We start from the raw sequence: 16,542 nt of genomic DNA on the forward strand, positions 1-16,542 counted from the left end.
CGCGGTTCCGTGACGTGCGCGACCGATTCCGGTCGGCCGGTCCGACTGACGCTGTCGGCCGCGGGCCCGGGTTCTACGCTGACCCGATGAGTGAAAACCAGCCAACCCGACTCATCCGCGATTTCACCGAAGCCGGCGCCGAGTTCGCGACGATCACCCTCGACCACCCGCCGCTGAACCTGTTCGATCGCACACTCATCGCGTCGCTGATCGCCGATATCGCCGCGGTGCGCCGGCTGCCGCCGCGGGCACTGCTGATCAGGGCCGAGGGAAAGGTCGTCTCGGGCGGAGTCGACGTGAACATCTTCGACGGCCGAACCGTCGAGGAGGGCGCGCAGCTGTGGCGTGAGCTGTTCGAGCAGATCATCCACCCCCTGGAAGCGCTGCCGTGTCCGGTGGTGTTCGCCGCGCACGGGCTGACCCTGACCGCCGCCTTCGAGATCTCGCTGGCCTGCGACATCATCCTGGCCGCGCCGAAGGCGAAGTTCGGGCTGGTGGAGACCGTGGTGGGGCTCACGCCGTCGATGGGCGGGCCGCAGCGGCTCGCCGAGCGGGCGGGTTCGGGCCGCGCCCGCGAGTTCGTGATGACCGGCGACCTCTACCCTGCCGCGACGATGGCCGAGTGGGGCGTGGTCAACGCGGTCCACGAGGACCTGGAGACCGAGGCTCGCGCGCTGGTCACCCGTCTCGCCGACGGCCCGACACGCGCGCACGCGGCGACCAAGCAGATCATCGAGGCGTGGCGTTCCGGCGGTGTGGCACACGCTGATTCGGTGACGCCGGAGGTCTCGGGCGAGCTGTTCGCCACCGCGGACCTGCGCGGCGCGGTCCGCAGCTTTCTCGATATCGGACCGGGTAAGGCGACCTATCGCGGCGAATGAGCGCGCCGACTGCCTGACAGCGATGTGATCCACGTCATATAGTCACAGGTGCGGCTGTATCGACGTACGGAGGTCCGGATGGGTCATGGCGAGCACGAACCGGGCGCGGCCGTCTTCGAGTTCCCCGCCACCAGTGCGGCAACGCAGCTGCGGCGGGGCTCCGACGGCGTGCTGCGCTACGGCGACCTCAGCCCGGCCCTCACCGAACTGCTGGACCTGCGCGTGCACTCGTTCACGAATCGGGAGGCGGTCGTCGAGGTCGGCGGGCCGCGGCTGACCTACCGCGAACTCTGGCACAGCGCTTCGCGGATCGCGGGCGGCCTGCAGGGCCACGGCATCGGCTACGGCGATCGGGTCGCGGTGCACATGCCGACCAGCGCGCGCTGGGTGCAGGCGTTTCTCGGCGCGTTGCTCTCGGGTGCGGTACCGGTGCTGGTGCCCGACGCCCTGCCCGCCGCGATCGCCGACCGCGTGATCGCCGACAGCAGAGCCGATTTCGTCCTCGGCCCCGACGGCCCGCTGCCCGACAGCACCGCCTACATCGATGACGGTGCGGCCCTGGATGATCCGGCGCTGCTCTGCTACACCGGCACCCGTCGGTCCATGCCCGCGGGTGTGGAGTTGTCCAACGAGAACCTGCTGTCGGCGGTGTCGTCGGTGGTCGGCGCGCTCGGGCTGCCCGCCGACGGGTTGCGCAATCTGGTGTTGCTGCCGCTCGCCCATGCCAGCGGGTGCGTGGATCAGCTGCTGCCCACCTTCGCGGTGGGTGGCACAGTCGTGCTCGCGCCGGGTGCGCGCAGTCTCGCCGACGTGCTGGTGCGGGAGCGGATCGACACCGTCTCGGGGACGCCGCGGATCCTCGCCGGGCTGGTACCCGAACTCGTCGCCCGCCGTGCCGGCGCCGGTGTACGCCGGATCAGCAAGGCCTGTCACCGCTCCGAACGCGCCGCCGCGGCGGCCCCCGCCACCCTCACCGCCGCGTTGCGCGGGCTGTTCCCCGCGGCCAAGCAGTGGTCGGTCTGGGGGGCCACCGAGACCAGCGGAATCGGCCTCGTGGTCGACGACACCGAGCGTGTCGACGCCGGATCGGCCCTCGGATTCGCCTTCGGTGGAACCGAATTGGCCCTGGCCGGCCCGCAGGCAGGCGCCGGCCACGGCGAATTGCTGTGTCGCGGACCGAATGTCAGCCGCCGCTACTGGAACAACCCCGACGCCTCGGCCGCCCGGTTCAGCGGAAGCTGGTTCCACACGGGCGATTTCGTGAGCATCGATGCCGACGGACTGGTTCGGGTGGACCCGAGCCGTCGCGTCAGCGGGCTCTGATCCGGGCGGGTCAGAGCAGGCGCGCCCGCAGGGCATCGCGGAGGTCGCCGGTGAGGCCGACCGTGGTGAGGTAGGTCTCGATGTCGCCGTGGGTCTCGCGGACGCTGGCGTCGGCGGTGCGCAGGTATTCCTCGCGGACGCCGAGCAGGTCGTCGGAGAGCGCGTCGCCGTTGCCGATCTTCGGCTCCAGCAGCCTGCGCAGCGGTTCGACCGCCGCGTTGCTGGCCAGGAAGTCGGTGTACACGTCCTCCTCGGTGACGCCGACCGCGCGTAGCAGCGTGGCCACGGCCCAGCCGGTGCGGTCTTTGCCCGCCGCGCAGTGCACCAGCACCGCGCCGTCGCCGCGCACGACCGAGCCGGCCAGCTCGGCGATCGCGGTGTGCGCCTCGGGCAGTGTCGGGAAGGCGCGGTAGACCTCGATCATGTGCGCGAACGCCGAGACGGTCTTCGCCTCGTGCGGCGGCGCCTCTTCCATCCGCGAATCGAACGGCGTCACGTGCAGCCGTACGTCGCCGGGCAGGGTGTCGTGGCCGATGTGGTCGATCTCCACGATGCCGCGCAGATCGTGCACATCGGTGACCCGCAATTCACGCAGGGTGTCGTGCCCCTTGTCGTCGAGACCGCTCAGCTGGGCCGACCGCAGCAGGACGCCGGGGCGAACGGTGGTGCCGTCGGCGGTGCGAAGGCCGCCCACATCGCGGAAATTGAAGGTGCCGCTGAGGGCGAACTGGTCGGCAGGAGGCGAAAGAGTCACCTGACCAGGTTATCGGCGACTCCGTCGCCGCCGCGCCGAGTTCGCGGATCGGTCACCGGATGTGTTGCGTCCGTTCCGGTGGGTGCCACTGTGCCGTCGCACACACCTCCGGAGCGTCGTCGCTCACACCCACGGAGCTGACCAGGGCCTACTTGTACAATCGACCAGGTGCGCGGATTCCGGCGCGGGGGTGTCGGATATCCAGGAATGCGACAAATTGAGGCCGTATGGTCGGTTTTACAAAAGGTCGCATTCGGATAACAAAACAATCTTTCAGTCTGAAAAGGATGGCTGAACCAGTTCGTGAATCCTGAAAACCTTCTAAGATCGAGCTCGGTGACCACCAAGCTCGCATCGCCGCGGGCAGCGATATTTGTTGCCGAGGAGTCGTCGTTGAGCGCCAGCCGTGAACTAACTGAAATTTCGCTACGGCCCGCCGTATGTGATGCCGTCGAACAAGCCGCCGCCAGTTCGGACGCTACCGGCGTTCGGGCGCTGCGGGTGTTCTTACATGCCGGGCTCAGCACCTACTGGCCGTTGGTGAAGGCCGCGCCAGCCCGGCGAATCGCCGCCTATGAAGCCGCGTTGCAGACCTTGCGTCTGCGGTGGGCGCCCACCGGTGACACCATCGGCGACCCGACCGCCGTCGCGATGTTCCGCGAGATGGACGACGAGGCCGCGGACTTCCTCGGGATGTGCGCGCGCCTGTCCGGCACGCAGTGGCTGGAGCCGGTCGACTCGGTGGCGGGCTACCTCGTGTCGGTGTTCCACGGCGCGGTGCTGCGCTGGCTGGCCGACGGCAACGACGAGACGATCCTCGTGGTGATCGACGACCTGGTCGGCTGCCTGACGCTGAAGGCGGTCGAAAGCTGACGCGCAATGCTGGACGACTGACCAAATAGGTGGTTCAGTAGTCGTGTGACACCGACGACATCGCTGCATCATCTGCACGCGGCGACCGCGGAGCTCGACCCGCCGCTGGCCGCCGTCGACCTGACCGCGCTCGACCGCAACGCCGCCGACCTGGTCCGGCGCGCGAACGGCATCGCGGTGCGGGTGGCGAGTAAATCCGTGCGCTGCCGGGCGGTGCTCGAGCGTGTACTCGGCGACGGACTGACCGCCCGCGACGGCTTCGCCGGGATCATGGCGTACTCGCTGCGTGAGGCCATCTGGCTGGTCCGCCTCGGTGCCCGCGACGTGCTGCTCGGGTACCCGGTTCTCGACCGTGCCGCGCTGGCCGAACTGGCCGCCGCCCCGGCCCTGCTCGAGGCGATCACGCTGATGATCGACGATGTCGCCCAGCTCGAACTCACCCGGGCCGCGCTCGGCACCGAGCTGGTCCACCCCCGCGTCTGCCTCGACGTCGACGCGGCTTTGCGGATCGGCCCCCTGCACCTGGGTGCCCGGCGCTCGCCCGTGCGCAGCCCCGAGGACGCCGCCGCGCTGGCCGCCGAGGCGCTGCGGCGCGGGTTCGCTGTGGTCGGTGTGATGACCTACGAGTCGCAGATCGCCGGACTGCCCGACAGCAACCCCGCGGTGCGCGTGGTGAAACGCCTGTCCGCACTCGAAATCGGGCGCCGCCGTACCCGGGTGGTCGATGCTGTCCGGGCGGTGACGGGCCCGCTGGAGATCGTCAACAGCGGTGGCACCGGTTCGATCGAAGTCTCGATCACCGATCCCGATGTCACCGAGGTGACCGCCGGTTCCGGCCTCTACGTGCCGACCCTGTTCGACCACTACCGCTCGTTCACGCCCCGCCCCGCGCTGTTCTTCGCCACCCCGGTCCTGCGCAAACCCGCACCGACCATCGCGACCGTCTTCGCGGGCGGCTACATCGCGTCGGGCCCCGCGGGTCCGAGCCGCGTCCCGGTCCCCGTGTGGCCCGCGGGGCTGAAGCTGCTCGGCTCCGAAGGCGCGGGCGAGGTCCAGACGCCGCTGGCCGGTGGCGCCGAACTCGAGATCGGTGATCGCGTCTGGTTCCGCCATGCCAAGGCGGGCGAACTGTGCGAACGCTTCGCCGAGCTCCATCTGGTCGACGAGGCGGGCACCCGCACGACGGTTCCCACCTACCGCGGCGAAGGTCAGTGCTTCGGCTGAGGTCGACAGGCGTCTCAGCGCAGGAGCGCGATGACCTCGTCATCGTCGAGCTGGTGAAAGTCGCTGTACGCCATGCCGACTCCGCCCAGGTCGGTGGGCGTCCACAGGCAGACGAGCTCGTCACATTCGCGCTCGACCCGCCGCGCCGCCTCGGGCGCGGACACCGGCACGGCCACCACCAGCAGATCCGGCCGCTGCGCCCGCGCCACCCGGCACGCGGCCACCATCGTGGCCCCGGTCGCGATCCCGTCATCGACGATCACCACCGTGCGCCGCGCCAGGGGGATCGAGTCGCCGACCCGCAGGATCGCCTGCCGACGGCGTAGTTCGGCCCGCTCGGCCAGTTCCACCTCGTCGAACGCCTCTGCGCTCACCCGGCTGTGGTCGACGACGTCACGATTGAGGACCAGCAGTCCGCTCTCCCCGAGCGCCCCCATCGCCAGCTCCGGCTGCGACGGCAGCCCCAGCTTGCGGACCAGCAGGACATCGAGTTCCCCGCCGATCGCCGCGCTCACCGCCGCCGCCACCGGCACACCCCCACGTGGCAACCCGAGCACCAGTGGACGGGTGGTCCGCAGGTGTTCGAGGGCCGTGCCGAGAGCGCGGCCCGCCGCTGCCCGATCCGGGTACACCATCGCCTCGAACGCTACTCCGCTCCGGACGCCTCGGAAATGGTGAACCGTCGCAGCGACAGGCTGGGATTGGCGGTGCGCACCCTGGCCAGATGCGCCGTGTCGACCGTTGCCGAGGCCACGCCCGGTTCATCGCCCAGTTCGGCCAGCACCGTGCCCGCCGGGTCGATGATCATCGACGAACCCGCGCCGCGTGGCGCGCACTGATCGGCCGCGGCCACGTACACCGTGTTCTCGATGGCGCGTGCCCGCAGCAGCGTCGTCCACTGGTCGACCTTGGCCGGTCCCGGAATCCACTGCGCGGGCAGCAGCAACACGTGTGCGCCCGCCGCCGCGACACGCCGACACCCTTCCGGAAATCGCAGATCGAAACAGGTCTGCATGCCGAATACCACACCGTCGACAGCGAAAGTCGCAGGCGCGACGAGCGGCCCCGCTGCCACCACATCCGATTCCAGATGACCGAACGCGTCATAGAGATGCACCTTGCGATACACCGCGACGCGCGCGCCGTCGGGCCCGTGCGCGACGAGGGTATTACTGATCCGGGTCGCCCCCGGTGACGGCAACTCCACCACACCGGCGACCAGGAATACGCCGAATTCGGCGGCGAGCGCCGCGAGTCCACTGGTGAACGGACCGTCGAGCGGTTGCGCGATCGCCACCACCCGCTCATCGAGCCGAGTCACAGCGAACATCGAGTATTCGGGCGCGAGCACCACGCGCGCACCCGCTGCGGCCGCCGTCCGCACGTGTTCTCGCAGGGTCGACAGATTGGTTTCGGGATCGGTTCCGGGGGCGAATTGGACCACCGCGATCCCTACTGTCACCGGCTGAAGTTCCTGATGTGCTGACCCGTCGCGCAGTTGCATAGGTCTCACCGTATTCACCTGGTGGTTGGGGCAGCTACCGCCAGGCAGTAAACTCGTGGTCAATGAGTACAAATGAGGTCGACAGCGTTCCTGCCGACAACGACAGGAACGACACCGGCCCGACTTTCGCCGATCTCGGGATCGATGACCGCGTGCTGCGGGCCATCGCCGATGTGGGCTACGAGTCGCCGTCCCCGATTCAGGCGGCGACGATTCCCCCGCTGCTCTCCGGCGCCGACGTGGTGGGCCTCGCGCAGACGGGCACCGGCAAAACCGCGGCATTCGCGATCCCGATCCTGATGAACCTGGACACCGCGCAGCGCAAGCCGAGCGCCCTGGTGCTCGCGCCGACTCGTGAGCTCGCGATCCAGGTCGCCGAGGCGTTCGGCAAATACTCCTCGCACATCCCGGGTCTGCACGTGCTGCCGATCTACGGCGGGCAGAGCTACGGCGTGCAGCTGTCGGGTCTGCGCCGTGGCGCGCACGTCGTGGTCGGTACGCCCGGCCGCGTGATCGATCACCTGGAAAAGGGCACGCTGGACCTGTCGCAGCTGCGCTACCTGGTGCTCGACGAGGCCGACGAGATGCTCAAGATGGGCTTCCAGGAAGACGTCGAGCGCATCCTGCGTGACACCCCCAAGGACAAGCAGGTCGCGCTGTTCTCGGCCACCATGCCGGGTGTGATCCGCAAGATCTCCAAGCAGTACCTCAACGATCCGGTCGAGATCACGGTCAAGTCCACGACGCAGACCAGCTCCAACATCACCCAGCGTTATGTGCAGGTGTCGCATCAGCGCAAGCTCGATGCCCTCACTCGCGTGCTCGAGGTCGAAACCTTCGAGGCGATGATCATCTTCGTGCGCACCAAGCAGGCCACCGAAGAGCTGGCCGAGAAGCTGCGCTCGCGTGGTTTCTCCGCCGCCGCGATCAACGGTGACATCGCGCAGAACCAGCGCGAACGCACCATCGGCCAGCTGAAGGCGGGTGGCATCGATATCCTGGTCGCCACCGATGTCGCCGCGCGTGGTCTCGACGTGGACCGCATCTCCCATGTCGTCAACTACGACATCCCGCACGACACCGAGTCCTACGTGCACCGCATCGGCCGCACCGGCCGGGCCGGCCGTTCGGGCGAGGCGCTGCTGTTCGTGGCCCCGCGCGAGCGTCACCTGCTCAAGTCGATCGAGCGGGCCACCAAGAGCGCGCTCACCGAGATGCAGTTGCCGAGCGTCGACGACGTGAACGCCACGCGTGCCTCCAAGTTCGGTGACTCGATCACCGAGAACCTGGCCTCGGACAACATCGCGCTGTTCCGCAAGCTGATCGAGGACTACGAGGCCGAGCACAACACCCCGCTCGCCGACATCGCCGCGGCACTGGCCGTGGGCGGCTACGGCGGCGACAACTTCTTCATGTCGCCCGAGCCGGAGCCCGCCCCGCGCCGCGAGCGTGACTACGACCGCGACCGTGAGCGCGCTCCGCGCCGCTACGACGACGAGGACCGCGCCCCGCGTCCGCCGTCGTTCAACCGGGAGAACGGCGAAGAACTCGCCACCTACCGGATCAGCGTCGGCAAGCGGCACCGCGTGGTGCCCGGCGCGATCGTCGGCGCCATCGCCAACGAGGGTGGCCTGCGTCGCAGCGACTTCGGTCACATCAGCATCCGGCCCGACTACAGCCTCGTCGAGCTGCCTGCCAACCTGCCCAATGAAACGCTGGAAGCCTTGCGGCGCACCAGGATCAGCGGTGTGCTGATCCAGCTGACGCCCGACCAGGGCGCACCGGCGCAACGTTTGAACGCTCGCGGCCCGCGCCGCGACCGCGAGGCACGTCCGCGCACCGAACGGCGTAAGCCGCGCACCTAGTCCGCTCGTGCGCACCAGGGCCGAGGTCAGGCGCGTTCGTCCTGTCCGTGGGTAGTGCCCTGGTCGCTCGCAGCGCTGGTTAAGGTGATGGGCGTCGGGTGTGCGTGAACACAGGAGGGCCGCGCTTGTTCGTGTCCGGTGATCGGGTGGTCGGTGCCGTCGGCGATCTCGCGCGCGCGGCGAACTGTGAGTTCGCGGTGTTGCGCGGAATCGACGCCGCTCTCGGCAATCTGCCCGGGGTTCCCGACATGACAGCCCCGCTGGTGCGCACGGCCGAACCGTCCGCCGAACTGGTCGCCCACTTCGGTGACAGGCTGGTCCGGATCCCGTCGCCCGAGGTGCTCGGTGGCGACGCGACGGCCCGGATCGCGGCGCTGACCGCCGCCGCGGAGCACACCGCGCGAGCGCAGAGTTCCGGCGCCGAGGCGATCTACGGCGCGGTGTTCTTCGACGGTCGATTCGCCTGTGGTGCCGACCTTCTGGTCCGTGGTCGCGCTGGTTACACCGTGCACAGCGCGCTCGGTGAGTATTCGGTCGGCGTTCCCGGCGCGCCGCATCGTGGCGACGGTCGCGGGAACGCGCCGTCGGCGTGGTCGCACGTCGAGGACGCTGCGGTGTCGCCAGGTCCGGCGGGAACGCCTCTGCCGGCACGCGATTCGGCATCGGCGGACGAGGAATTCAGTAGTTTCGCCGGATCCGGCGCGGTATCTCCTGCCGACAGCCGGGTGCTGCGACGCGAATTGGCCGCGGGCCGGACGCCTTTCGAGCGCGTCGCGGCGTCGGTGCAGGCGGTCAAGGTCGATCCGGCTCGTGAATTGCTGAGTGCGCGCCTGGAATTCGCGGCGTGCGCGCAGGCACTCGCCGACGCGGGGATCGGAGTCGATCCCTGCGCGTATCTGTGGACCGCCGAGGGTGTGCGGCGCGAAGTGAGCGCGGAACTGGCGCCGGTGTATTCGGCGCGGCGGGCTCGTGTGGAGCACATCATCGAGGACAAGCTGGCGGAATTGCTGCCGGTCCAGTGGGGTGACCCGCGCTATCTGGCCTGCGGGCGGTGCCCGAGCTGCCGTGCCGCGGCGGCGAATGCGCGAGACCTGCTGCTGGTCGCGGGGATCCGACCCACCCAGCGGGCCAGGCTGCGTGAGGCCGGCGTGCTCACGATCGATCGTCTCGCCACCACCGCCACTCCTGTCCCAGGACTGGCTCCGCGCACGCTGGCGGCCCTGCGTAAACAAGCCGATATCCAGCTCGTCCGCGAACGCACCGGCCGCCCGGCCTTCACCCTGCGCGACGCCACCGCGCTCGGGGCCCTGCCCGCACCGCGCCCCGGCGACCTCGCCCTGGTCATCGACCTGGACCGGCACGGCGCCATGACCGGCCTCGAACTCGCCGACGCCACCACCATCGTCTTCCGGCCGGTCGTTGCCGGTGTGGAACAGCCGAACAGCGTCGGTTACCGGCCGCGTATGCCCGTCGGTCCGATGGACACCAACGCCGTGGTCTTCGGGCCCGGCGGCGTCGAACCCGCGAACGCGGCGGGCTACCCCAGCGCCGATCCGGCCGAAGCGGACACCATCTCGTTCGGGCGCATAGTCATCGGTGACGACTCGGCCATCGGCGACGACCCGGCGGATCCGCTTGCCGCCGAGCCGCGCCAGACCGGTGTCGACGCGGTGCCGCGCAGCCCTCTCGGCCTCGAACACGCGGGCCCGTCGACGCAGGACGGGGGAGTGCTCGAGGAGCTGCTGGAGATCATCGCCGAGCATCGGGCGGCGGATCCGGATGTGCGCGTGTACCACTACGGTTCGGATATTCGCACGGCACTGCTCGATGGGGCGGGCAGGCTCGGCACCGGTGCCGATCTGCTGGACGAGCTGTTGGCCGAGGGCGCGCTGGTCGACCTGGCGCCGATCGTGCGCACGGCGCTGCTGATCGGCGAACAGTCCTATGACGCAACGGGACTCGCCGCGCTGCTGCCGGATACGCCGGGTCGGGCGGCGACGGTTCTGGGCATCCGCGACTGGCTGCTCGACCGCGCGGCCGACGCGGGAATCGCGGTGCCGGGCACCCGGTTCGCCGTGGCGGAATCCGACGTGCCGCCCTCGCTGCACCCCGGCTCGCTGGAAGCGGCGCTGAGCGAGTTCGCCGCGGACGCGCAGGGGGATTCGGCGCGCGCCGCCGCCCTGACGGCCGCGGTCCTGGGCTATCACCGGCGTGAACGGCAGCCGCGCTGGTGGGCCCACATCGATCGGCTCGGCCATCCGGTCGGCGACTGGGCCGACGCACCGGGTGTGCTCGTCGTCGAATGGGGAACCGTTGACACCAAATGGCATCGCACGCCACAGCTTCCGACGATGCGCCGCTACCTGACGCTCACCGGCAGGTTGGGCACGGGCGCGACGCTCACCCCGGGCACCCAGATGGTCACCATCTACGACGGTGCCGCCGCGGCGGGCATGACCCAGACGCTCGGCCGCCGCGCCACCGCCACCGCCACCGTGCTCGGGTGCGCCGTCGACCCGAATTTCGACGACACCGTCCGGCTGGAAGAGCTGCTCCCGGCAGGCTGCCCGCCCTACGACGACCTGCCCGCCGCCATCGCTCCCGGCCCGCCCGACGGGGAGGCCGAGATCGAGGCCGCACTGGAGCACACCGCTCAGGATCTGCTGATGAGCCTGCCGTGGGTGCCGGAGAACGCGGTCTACGATGTGCTGCTGCGTCGCGCGCCCCGGCTGCGCGACGGGATGGCGCTGCCGCAGCCCCACGACGATCTCGGCGCCGTCCTCGCCCACGCGGTCGGCGCACTGGACGCCTCGTACCTGGCCGTGCACGGGCCGCCCGGTACCGGCAAGACCGGCATCACCGGGCGTGCGCTCGAGCGGCTCGTCACCCGCCACAAATGGCGGATCGGGGTGGTGGCGCAGTCGCACGCGGTGATCGAGCGGATCTTCGACGCGGTCGTGGAAGCGGGCCTGCTGCCCGAACTCGTGGCGAAGAAGGACGTCGCCTCGGTCGGTCCGGATTGGTCGGCGATCGATGCCGCCCGGTACCCGCGCTTTCTGGACAACGCTGTCAACGGGTGCGTGATCGGTGGTACCACGGCGGATTTCGTCGACGAACGACTGATCGCGCCCGGCGCGCTCGACCTGCTGGTGATCGCCGACGCGGGCGAATGCTCACTGGCCGACACCGTCGCGGTCGCGGTGAGCGCGCGCAACCTGCTGCTGATCGGCGATCCGGTCCCGGCCAGGGCGCAGGCGAAACATCCGGAGCCCGTGCAGGTCTCGGCCCTGGAATGGCTGTGTGCAGGCGCGGGGACCCTGCCCGTCGAACGCGGCTACTTCCTCGACCGGACCTGGCGCATGCACCCCGCGATCTGCGAGCCCGTGTCGGCCTGCTGCTACGACGGCCGGCTGCGCGCGGACGAGGCCATCACGCTGACCAGGGATCTGGCCGGGATCGCGCCCGGGGTGAGCACGGTGCTCGTCGAGCACCGCGGCAGTGCCACCGAATCCGATGCCGAGGCACGCGAAGTGGTGCGCCAGGTCCGGATCCTGCTCGGCGAGACGTGGACCTCCGACGGCGGAACCCGCAAACTCCACCCACACGACATCTTCGTGGTCGCGCCGTACGCCGCCCAGGTGGCGCGGATCCGGACGCTGCTGGCCCGCGCCAAGATCGAAGACGTGCTGGTGGGTACTCCGGATCGCTTCCGTGGCCGGGAAGCCGCGGTGGTCCTGTTGTCGATGACCACCTCGACCCCCGCCGACGCGCCCTTCGGGATGCGGCCGCTGTTGTCGCGCACCGTCATCCATGCCACGCTGTGCCGGGCTATGTGGAAGGCGATCGTCATCCGCTCACCCCTGCTCACCGAGTACCTCCCGGATACCGCCGAAGAACTCGCGGACCTCGCCGGTTTTCTCCAGCTCGGCTGATTCAGACGCTGCGGAGAAGGCGGCGTAGCCATTCGACGGCAGTGTCGGGGGTGGCGGGGGTGATGTCGATGTGGCGGCTGGCGTGGACCAGGTAGCGGCCGTCGCCGGTGAGGTCGATCCACGACAGCACGCCCGAGGGCTTGGGGTCGGTGCCTGCCGCGACGAGGATCTGGCCGATGCCAGTGCGGGGGCGCTGGAGGAGTCGGCGTATGCGCGCCGCGTCGGAGGGGCCGGCGACGGGGGCGGTCACCAGGTCGCGGCTGTCCTCCTCGACCCGGGTCGCCGGTGCCGTGATGCGCGGGGTGAGTCCTGGGCGTTGGGCGGGGAGCCGGGAGAACACCTGGGCGGCAAGACGTTTCGTACTACCGACCTGCACGTGTACCGAACCGCCACGGTCGGCAGCGCTACCGGGATCCTGCACCGCGAGAACCGCGACATCCGCGGTGACCGCGCCGAGCATCCGCACCGGCGCGGGCGCGTGGCCACAGACCTCGACCCGGATCTCCGGTTTCGCCAGCACCCGCAGGGCGGCCGCGAGGTCGGCGTCGAGGGTGCGAGCACACCAGGCGTCGAGCGCGGGTTGCTGGGCTGCCCGCTCGACGGTGTCGCGTGCGGACGCACGGACGGCGAGCGGATAGGGGATCCGGTCGCCGTCGGTGCGCGCCCAGCCCAGCGCGAACTGGTCCGGGGTGAAGTGCCAGTTCACTCCCGTTCGGTCCACTCACCGAGCACCGCGGGACTGGTCGGCTCCATCTTCCCGATCAGCGCGTTCACTTCGTCGGCGGGCTCGAGGTAGGTCGGCTCCTCCTCGAGGAACCGCAGGAACTCGTCTTCCTCGTCCTCGAGCTCCTCGGCCACCTGGGCGGGACGCGGACCACCGGAGGGCCGCGTCTGATCCGCGGCGGCGATCGCCCCACCCATCATTCCGCCGATCGCGCCCGCGCCCATCCCGGTGGCGGCTTCGCCACCGGACACCGAGGGATCGCGCTCCTGCCTGCCCTCGCTCGCTGCCTCCGTGGCCGTATCGCTTCCCGTCGCGTTGCCGGCGGCCGCGGTGTTCGCCGAGTGGGTCTCGTCGTTCGATTCGCCGGGGGGCGGTGTCGCGCCGGCGGGTACGGACGTAGTCGAGGTTCCCGCGCGACGGGTTCGGGCACTGACGGACATCGTGCCGGGGAAGGCCGTGGTCGAGGCCGGGGTGGTGGTGCTCACCCTGCCGGCGTTGGCAGGCGGCTGGTTCGGGGCTGTTGTCGCGGCAGGGGCGGTAGTCGCCGGAGTCGTCCCGTTCGCGACCACGCCCGGGGTCGCGGCGGTCCCGTTGGTCGGGAGCGCGCCGTTGCCGGTGGAGAGGGTGCCCGCAGTTCCGGCGACCGGCGCGGATGCGGCGGGCATCGTGGCGGCGGTGACGGTGGCCGGTGTCGTCGCCGACGAGACAACGGCGCTCGCCTGCGGAATTCCAGCCGGGAGAGCGGCACCCGACGGCGTCGCACCGGCGGTGACAGTTCCTGTCTCCGTGGCGATTCCGGTGAAGGCGGGTACCCCGGACCCGGTCGGCAGGAAGGCTCCGGCGTAGATCGTCTCCATCGCCTGCACCGCGTCGAGGCGGGCGTTCTCGGCCTCGCGGGTGATGGTGGCGTTGTTCGCGGCCTGCTCGGAGTCCAGGAGCGCGGCCGCCGGATCGGGCTGTGCCCCCTCGGGTTCCGCCACCGCGGAGCGCAGGGACTCGGCGGCGTCACCGGCCTGGCTGAGCCGGACGCCGACCGCGGTCAAGACATCGGCGATGCGCCGACCGGCCTGCTCGAAGTCGCGTACCGCGTCGGCGGCCTGCTGGGCCGCCGCGCCGCGCCAGCCGTCGGCGATGGCGGCACGGATCTCACCGTGTGCGATCTCGACGCCGTCGCCGAGGCCCGAGGCGGTGGTGAGGAACGTCTCGCCCGCGCCTGCCAGTGCGGCTGGATCGAGTTGCCTTACCGCACTGTGAATGTCGGCATGGGACAGGTTGTCGAAGACTTCGACGACGGAAACGTAGTCCACATCGGTACGGCCGGAAATGCTACGCATCGCCATCACCGGGAACCTCGATCGCGGCGACCGCGCCCGCCAGTGCCTGATCGGCCTCGCGGAAGTTCGCCCCGGCGGCGCGGAACACGGCGGCCAGGTCGCGCGCGGTGCTCGCGTAGGCGCGCAGTTCGTCGAGTGCCTCGGTGGCCTTGGACTCGAAACCGGTGCGCAGGGCACCGCCCGAGGGAAGACCGCCGAAACCGGGGATGACAGCGGTCGCGCTGAGCACCCGCACCTGGGCCTCGACCTCATCGGCCAGCCGTTCGTAGCGCAGCGCGCAGCGCTCGGGCGCGCCGTCGGCGACGAGCACCCCGTCGATCCACAACCCGCCCTCGTCGACGGCTTGGCCGAGAGCCGCCGTATTCGGCAGCCCCGTTCGATTCGGTTGCACCGGTTCCCCCTTCGTCGTTCATCGCACCGCGGTGAGTACCCACTCCGCGATATCGGCCGCCACGCGGTGCTGCACCGGTTCGTGCAACAGGTCGTGTCCGGCGTCGGCGTACTCGCGCAAATCTACCGATCGGTGCCGTGCTGTCCATAGCCGGATTACATCGACGGGTGCGCGCCGGTCGTCCACGCCGTGCACCGCGAGTAGCGCGAGACCGGGCTCCGGCGCGATGTCGGCGACGCGGCGCGGAGTACCACACAGGATGAGTCCGGCCAGGTCAGCGGAGTTTTCGTGGGCGAGGTGCACGGCGGTCACGGCGCCGAGGGAGTGCCCCATCAACACCGGCGGGTCCGGGTGATCGGCGCGGACGAGTTCGAGAAATCCCCGCGCGTCGGCGGTCAGCTCGTCGATGGTGCCCGGCGCGTCGGGATCGCCCTCGCTCAGTCCCTGCCCCGAGGTGTCGAGGGCCCACAGCTCGATCCCGGCGGGACGCAACGCCGCGGCGAAGCGGTGATAGTGCCCGCTGTGCTGACCGGTACCCGGCAGCAGCGCCAGCCGCGCCGCCGGTCGGTCGACGGACCAGCACCGGCAGTGCAATCGTCCACGCTCGCTGTCGAAATAGGGCACCTGTCGATTATCGCTGTTCGGCCGATCGAATTGTTCTGGGAGACAGCACTAGTACGTGGTACCCCGTGATGGGAACCGCAGGTGACGTGGGCTGCACACGGTGGGCCCGCAGCCGTTAGACTTCGCGCGTCGAACCGGGTCAACAGAGTCGAGGGTTACAGATGTTGTCGTTCCGTCGTTGCGTCGTCCGTGTTGTGGTCGGTGCGGCTGTCGTGACCAGCGCCTCGCTCGGTTCCGGCGCCGTCGCGGGCGCCGCCCCGCTGTCCCTGTGCGGACAGGCGCGCCAAGATGTCGCGATCAGGTCGAGTGTGCCGCTGCTGGACTGGTCGGAGAACTTCGGTATCGACGCCCAGGGTGACCTGTGGGTTTCGCGGGTCATGCGCGGCGAGGTCCAGCGCTACGACCGCGACGGGCGCCTGACCGCCACGGTGGCCGTGCCCTCGCCCGGTGCCGTCCGGCTCGGTCCCGACGGACTGCTGTACGTGGTCACCGGTAACTCGCCGCTGGCAGGCTCGGGCGGCATCGTCCGCTTCGACCCGGCGGCCGCGCGCCCGAACCCCGTCGCCTTCGCCACCGGCTTCCCGCAGCCCAACGGTGCCGCCTTCGACGCCGACGGCAATCTGTACGTGACCACCGGCAACGGACTCCACCGCCTGCGCCGCGACGGCACCGAGGACATGGACTGGTGGTCGGCCGTCAGCATCGAGGGACCCAACGGTGTTGTGGTGTCGGGTGACTCGGTCTACGTCACCGCGAACTTCGTCGGTGCGGGTGGACCCGTCGGTCGCGTACTGCGACTGTCCCGTACCCACCCGGGCGCGGCGACCACTGTCGCCGACCTGACCTCGTTCGGCACACTGCCCGATTTCGTCGATGACCTGGTCGTGCGCGACGGTGCCCTGTACGTCACCACGCTGGCCGGGCACCTGGTCCGCGTCAACCCGAACACCGGCACCGCGTGCACCGTCGTCGCCACCCAGCCGCTCACCGCCGTCGTCGCCGACCCGTCCGACCCGTCGGCGCTGCTCGCGGGCTCCGAGGAGGGCACGGTCCTGCGCATCCGCCCGATCGGCTGACGCGACCGCCGAGGTGACCGGCGCGCGGAACCGGGCC

Annotated in this window: 14 protein-coding genes; 7 read left to right on the forward strand and 7 right to left on the reverse strand. The window is 70.2% G+C overall.

What is annotated here, in order from left to right; translation table 11 throughout:
- Positions 1-86: 86 nt before the first annotated feature.
- Together ACWDXS_RS08850 and ACWDXS_RS08855 are read left to right on the forward strand one after the other, a co-directional pair.
- Complete coding sequence (locus tag ACWDXS_RS08850) at positions 87-881, forward strand: enoyl-CoA hydratase/isomerase family protein (RefSeq protein WP_378993443.1); 795 nt, start codon at positions 87-89, stop codon at positions 879-881.
- 78 nt (positions 882-959) lie between these two features.
- A complete protein-coding gene (locus tag ACWDXS_RS08855) occupies positions 960-2,204 on the forward strand; it encodes a class I adenylate-forming enzyme family protein (protein WP_449963786.1) in 1,245 nt (414 codons plus the stop codon).
- 10 nt (positions 2,205-2,214) lie between these two features.
- On the opposite strand, the gene ACWDXS_RS08860 is transcribed toward ACWDXS_RS08855, so the two are convergent.
- On the reverse strand, positions 2,215-2,958 hold the full coding sequence (locus ACWDXS_RS08860; RefSeq protein ID WP_378993445.1) for a tyrosine-protein phosphatase: 744 nt from the start codon (positions 2,956-2,958) through the stop codon (positions 2,215-2,217).
- Between the two features lie 336 nt (positions 2,959-3,294).
- Here ACWDXS_RS08860 and ACWDXS_RS08865 point away from each other — a divergent pair, with 336 nt between their 5' ends.
- On the forward strand, positions 3,295-3,831 hold the full coding sequence (locus ACWDXS_RS08865) for a TetR family transcriptional regulator (protein ID WP_378652196.1): 537 nt from the start codon (positions 3,295-3,297) through the stop codon (positions 3,829-3,831).
- Between the two features lie 45 nt (positions 3,832-3,876).
- Positions 3,877-5,055: an amino acid deaminase/aldolase gene (locus ACWDXS_RS08870; protein WP_387447517.1), complete on the forward strand. Its 1,179-nt coding sequence runs from the start codon at positions 3,877-3,879 to the stop codon at positions 5,053-5,055.
- 14 nt (positions 5,056-5,069) lie between these two features.
- On the opposite strand, the gene ACWDXS_RS08875 is transcribed toward ACWDXS_RS08870, so the two are convergent.
- On the reverse strand, positions 5,070-5,690 hold the full coding sequence (locus tag ACWDXS_RS08875) for a phosphoribosyltransferase (protein WP_449963791.1): 621 nt from the start codon (positions 5,688-5,690) through the stop codon (positions 5,070-5,072).
- An 11-nt stretch (positions 5,691-5,701) separates the two neighbouring features.
- Positions 5,702-6,559, reverse strand: a complete 858-nt coding sequence (locus ACWDXS_RS08880) for a carbon-nitrogen hydrolase family protein (protein ID WP_378993448.1) — start codon at positions 6,557-6,559, stop codon at positions 5,702-5,704.
- A gap of 62 nt (positions 6,560-6,621) precedes the next feature.
- On the opposite strand from ACWDXS_RS08880, the gene ACWDXS_RS08885 reads away from it, so the two are divergent.
- Both ACWDXS_RS08885 and ACWDXS_RS08890 read left to right on the forward strand, forming a co-directional pair.
- Complete coding sequence (locus ACWDXS_RS08885; protein ID WP_449963796.1) at positions 6,622-8,424, forward strand: DEAD/DEAH box helicase; 1,803 nt, start codon at positions 6,622-6,624, stop codon at positions 8,422-8,424.
- Positions 8,425-8,555: 131 nt separating this feature from the next.
- Positions 8,556-12,356 carry an AAA domain-containing protein gene (locus tag ACWDXS_RS08890; protein ID WP_449964731.1) on the forward strand — a complete coding sequence of 1,267 codons (3,801 nt, stop codon included), beginning with the start codon at positions 8,556-8,558 and terminating at the stop codon, positions 12,354-12,356.
- Between the two features lies 1 nt (position 12,357).
- On the opposite strand, the gene ACWDXS_RS08895 is transcribed toward ACWDXS_RS08890, so the two are convergent.
- From ACWDXS_RS08895 to ACWDXS_RS08910, 4 genes are read right to left on the reverse strand one after another with little or no spacing between them, the layout of a single operon-like run.
- The gene (locus tag ACWDXS_RS08895) at positions 12,358-13,062 is read right to left on the reverse strand and encodes an ESX secretion-associated protein EspG (RefSeq protein WP_379313689.1); all 705 of its coding nucleotides are present in this window, start codon (positions 13,060-13,062) and stop codon (positions 12,358-12,360) included.
- On the reverse strand, positions 13,059-14,414 hold the full coding sequence (locus ACWDXS_RS08900) for a hypothetical protein (protein ID WP_449963799.1): 1,356 nt from the start codon (positions 14,412-14,414) through the stop codon (positions 13,059-13,061). The genes ACWDXS_RS08895 and ACWDXS_RS08900 overlap by 4 nt, the downstream gene beginning before the upstream one ends.
- Positions 14,407-14,805, reverse strand: a complete 399-nt coding sequence (locus ACWDXS_RS08905) for a hypothetical protein (protein ID WP_379313685.1) — start codon at positions 14,803-14,805, stop codon at positions 14,407-14,409. The genes ACWDXS_RS08900 and ACWDXS_RS08905 overlap by 8 nt, the downstream gene beginning before the upstream one ends.
- 18 nt (positions 14,806-14,823) lie before the next feature.
- Positions 14,824-15,429 carry an alpha/beta hydrolase gene (locus tag ACWDXS_RS08910; protein WP_378993454.1) on the reverse strand — a complete coding sequence of 202 codons (606 nt, stop codon included), beginning with the start codon at positions 15,427-15,429 and terminating at the stop codon, positions 14,824-14,826.
- 212 nt (positions 15,430-15,641) lie between these two features.
- On the opposite strand from ACWDXS_RS08910, the gene ACWDXS_RS08915 reads away from it, so the two are divergent.
- The gene (locus ACWDXS_RS08915; RefSeq protein ID WP_449963803.1) at positions 15,642-16,505 is read left to right on the forward strand and encodes an SMP-30/gluconolactonase/LRE family protein; all 864 of its coding nucleotides are present in this window, start codon (positions 15,642-15,644) and stop codon (positions 16,503-16,505) included.
- The last annotated feature ends 37 nt before the right edge of the window (positions 16,506-16,542 follow it).

It is taken from the genome of Nocardia sp. NPDC003183 (assembly GCF_053590715.1).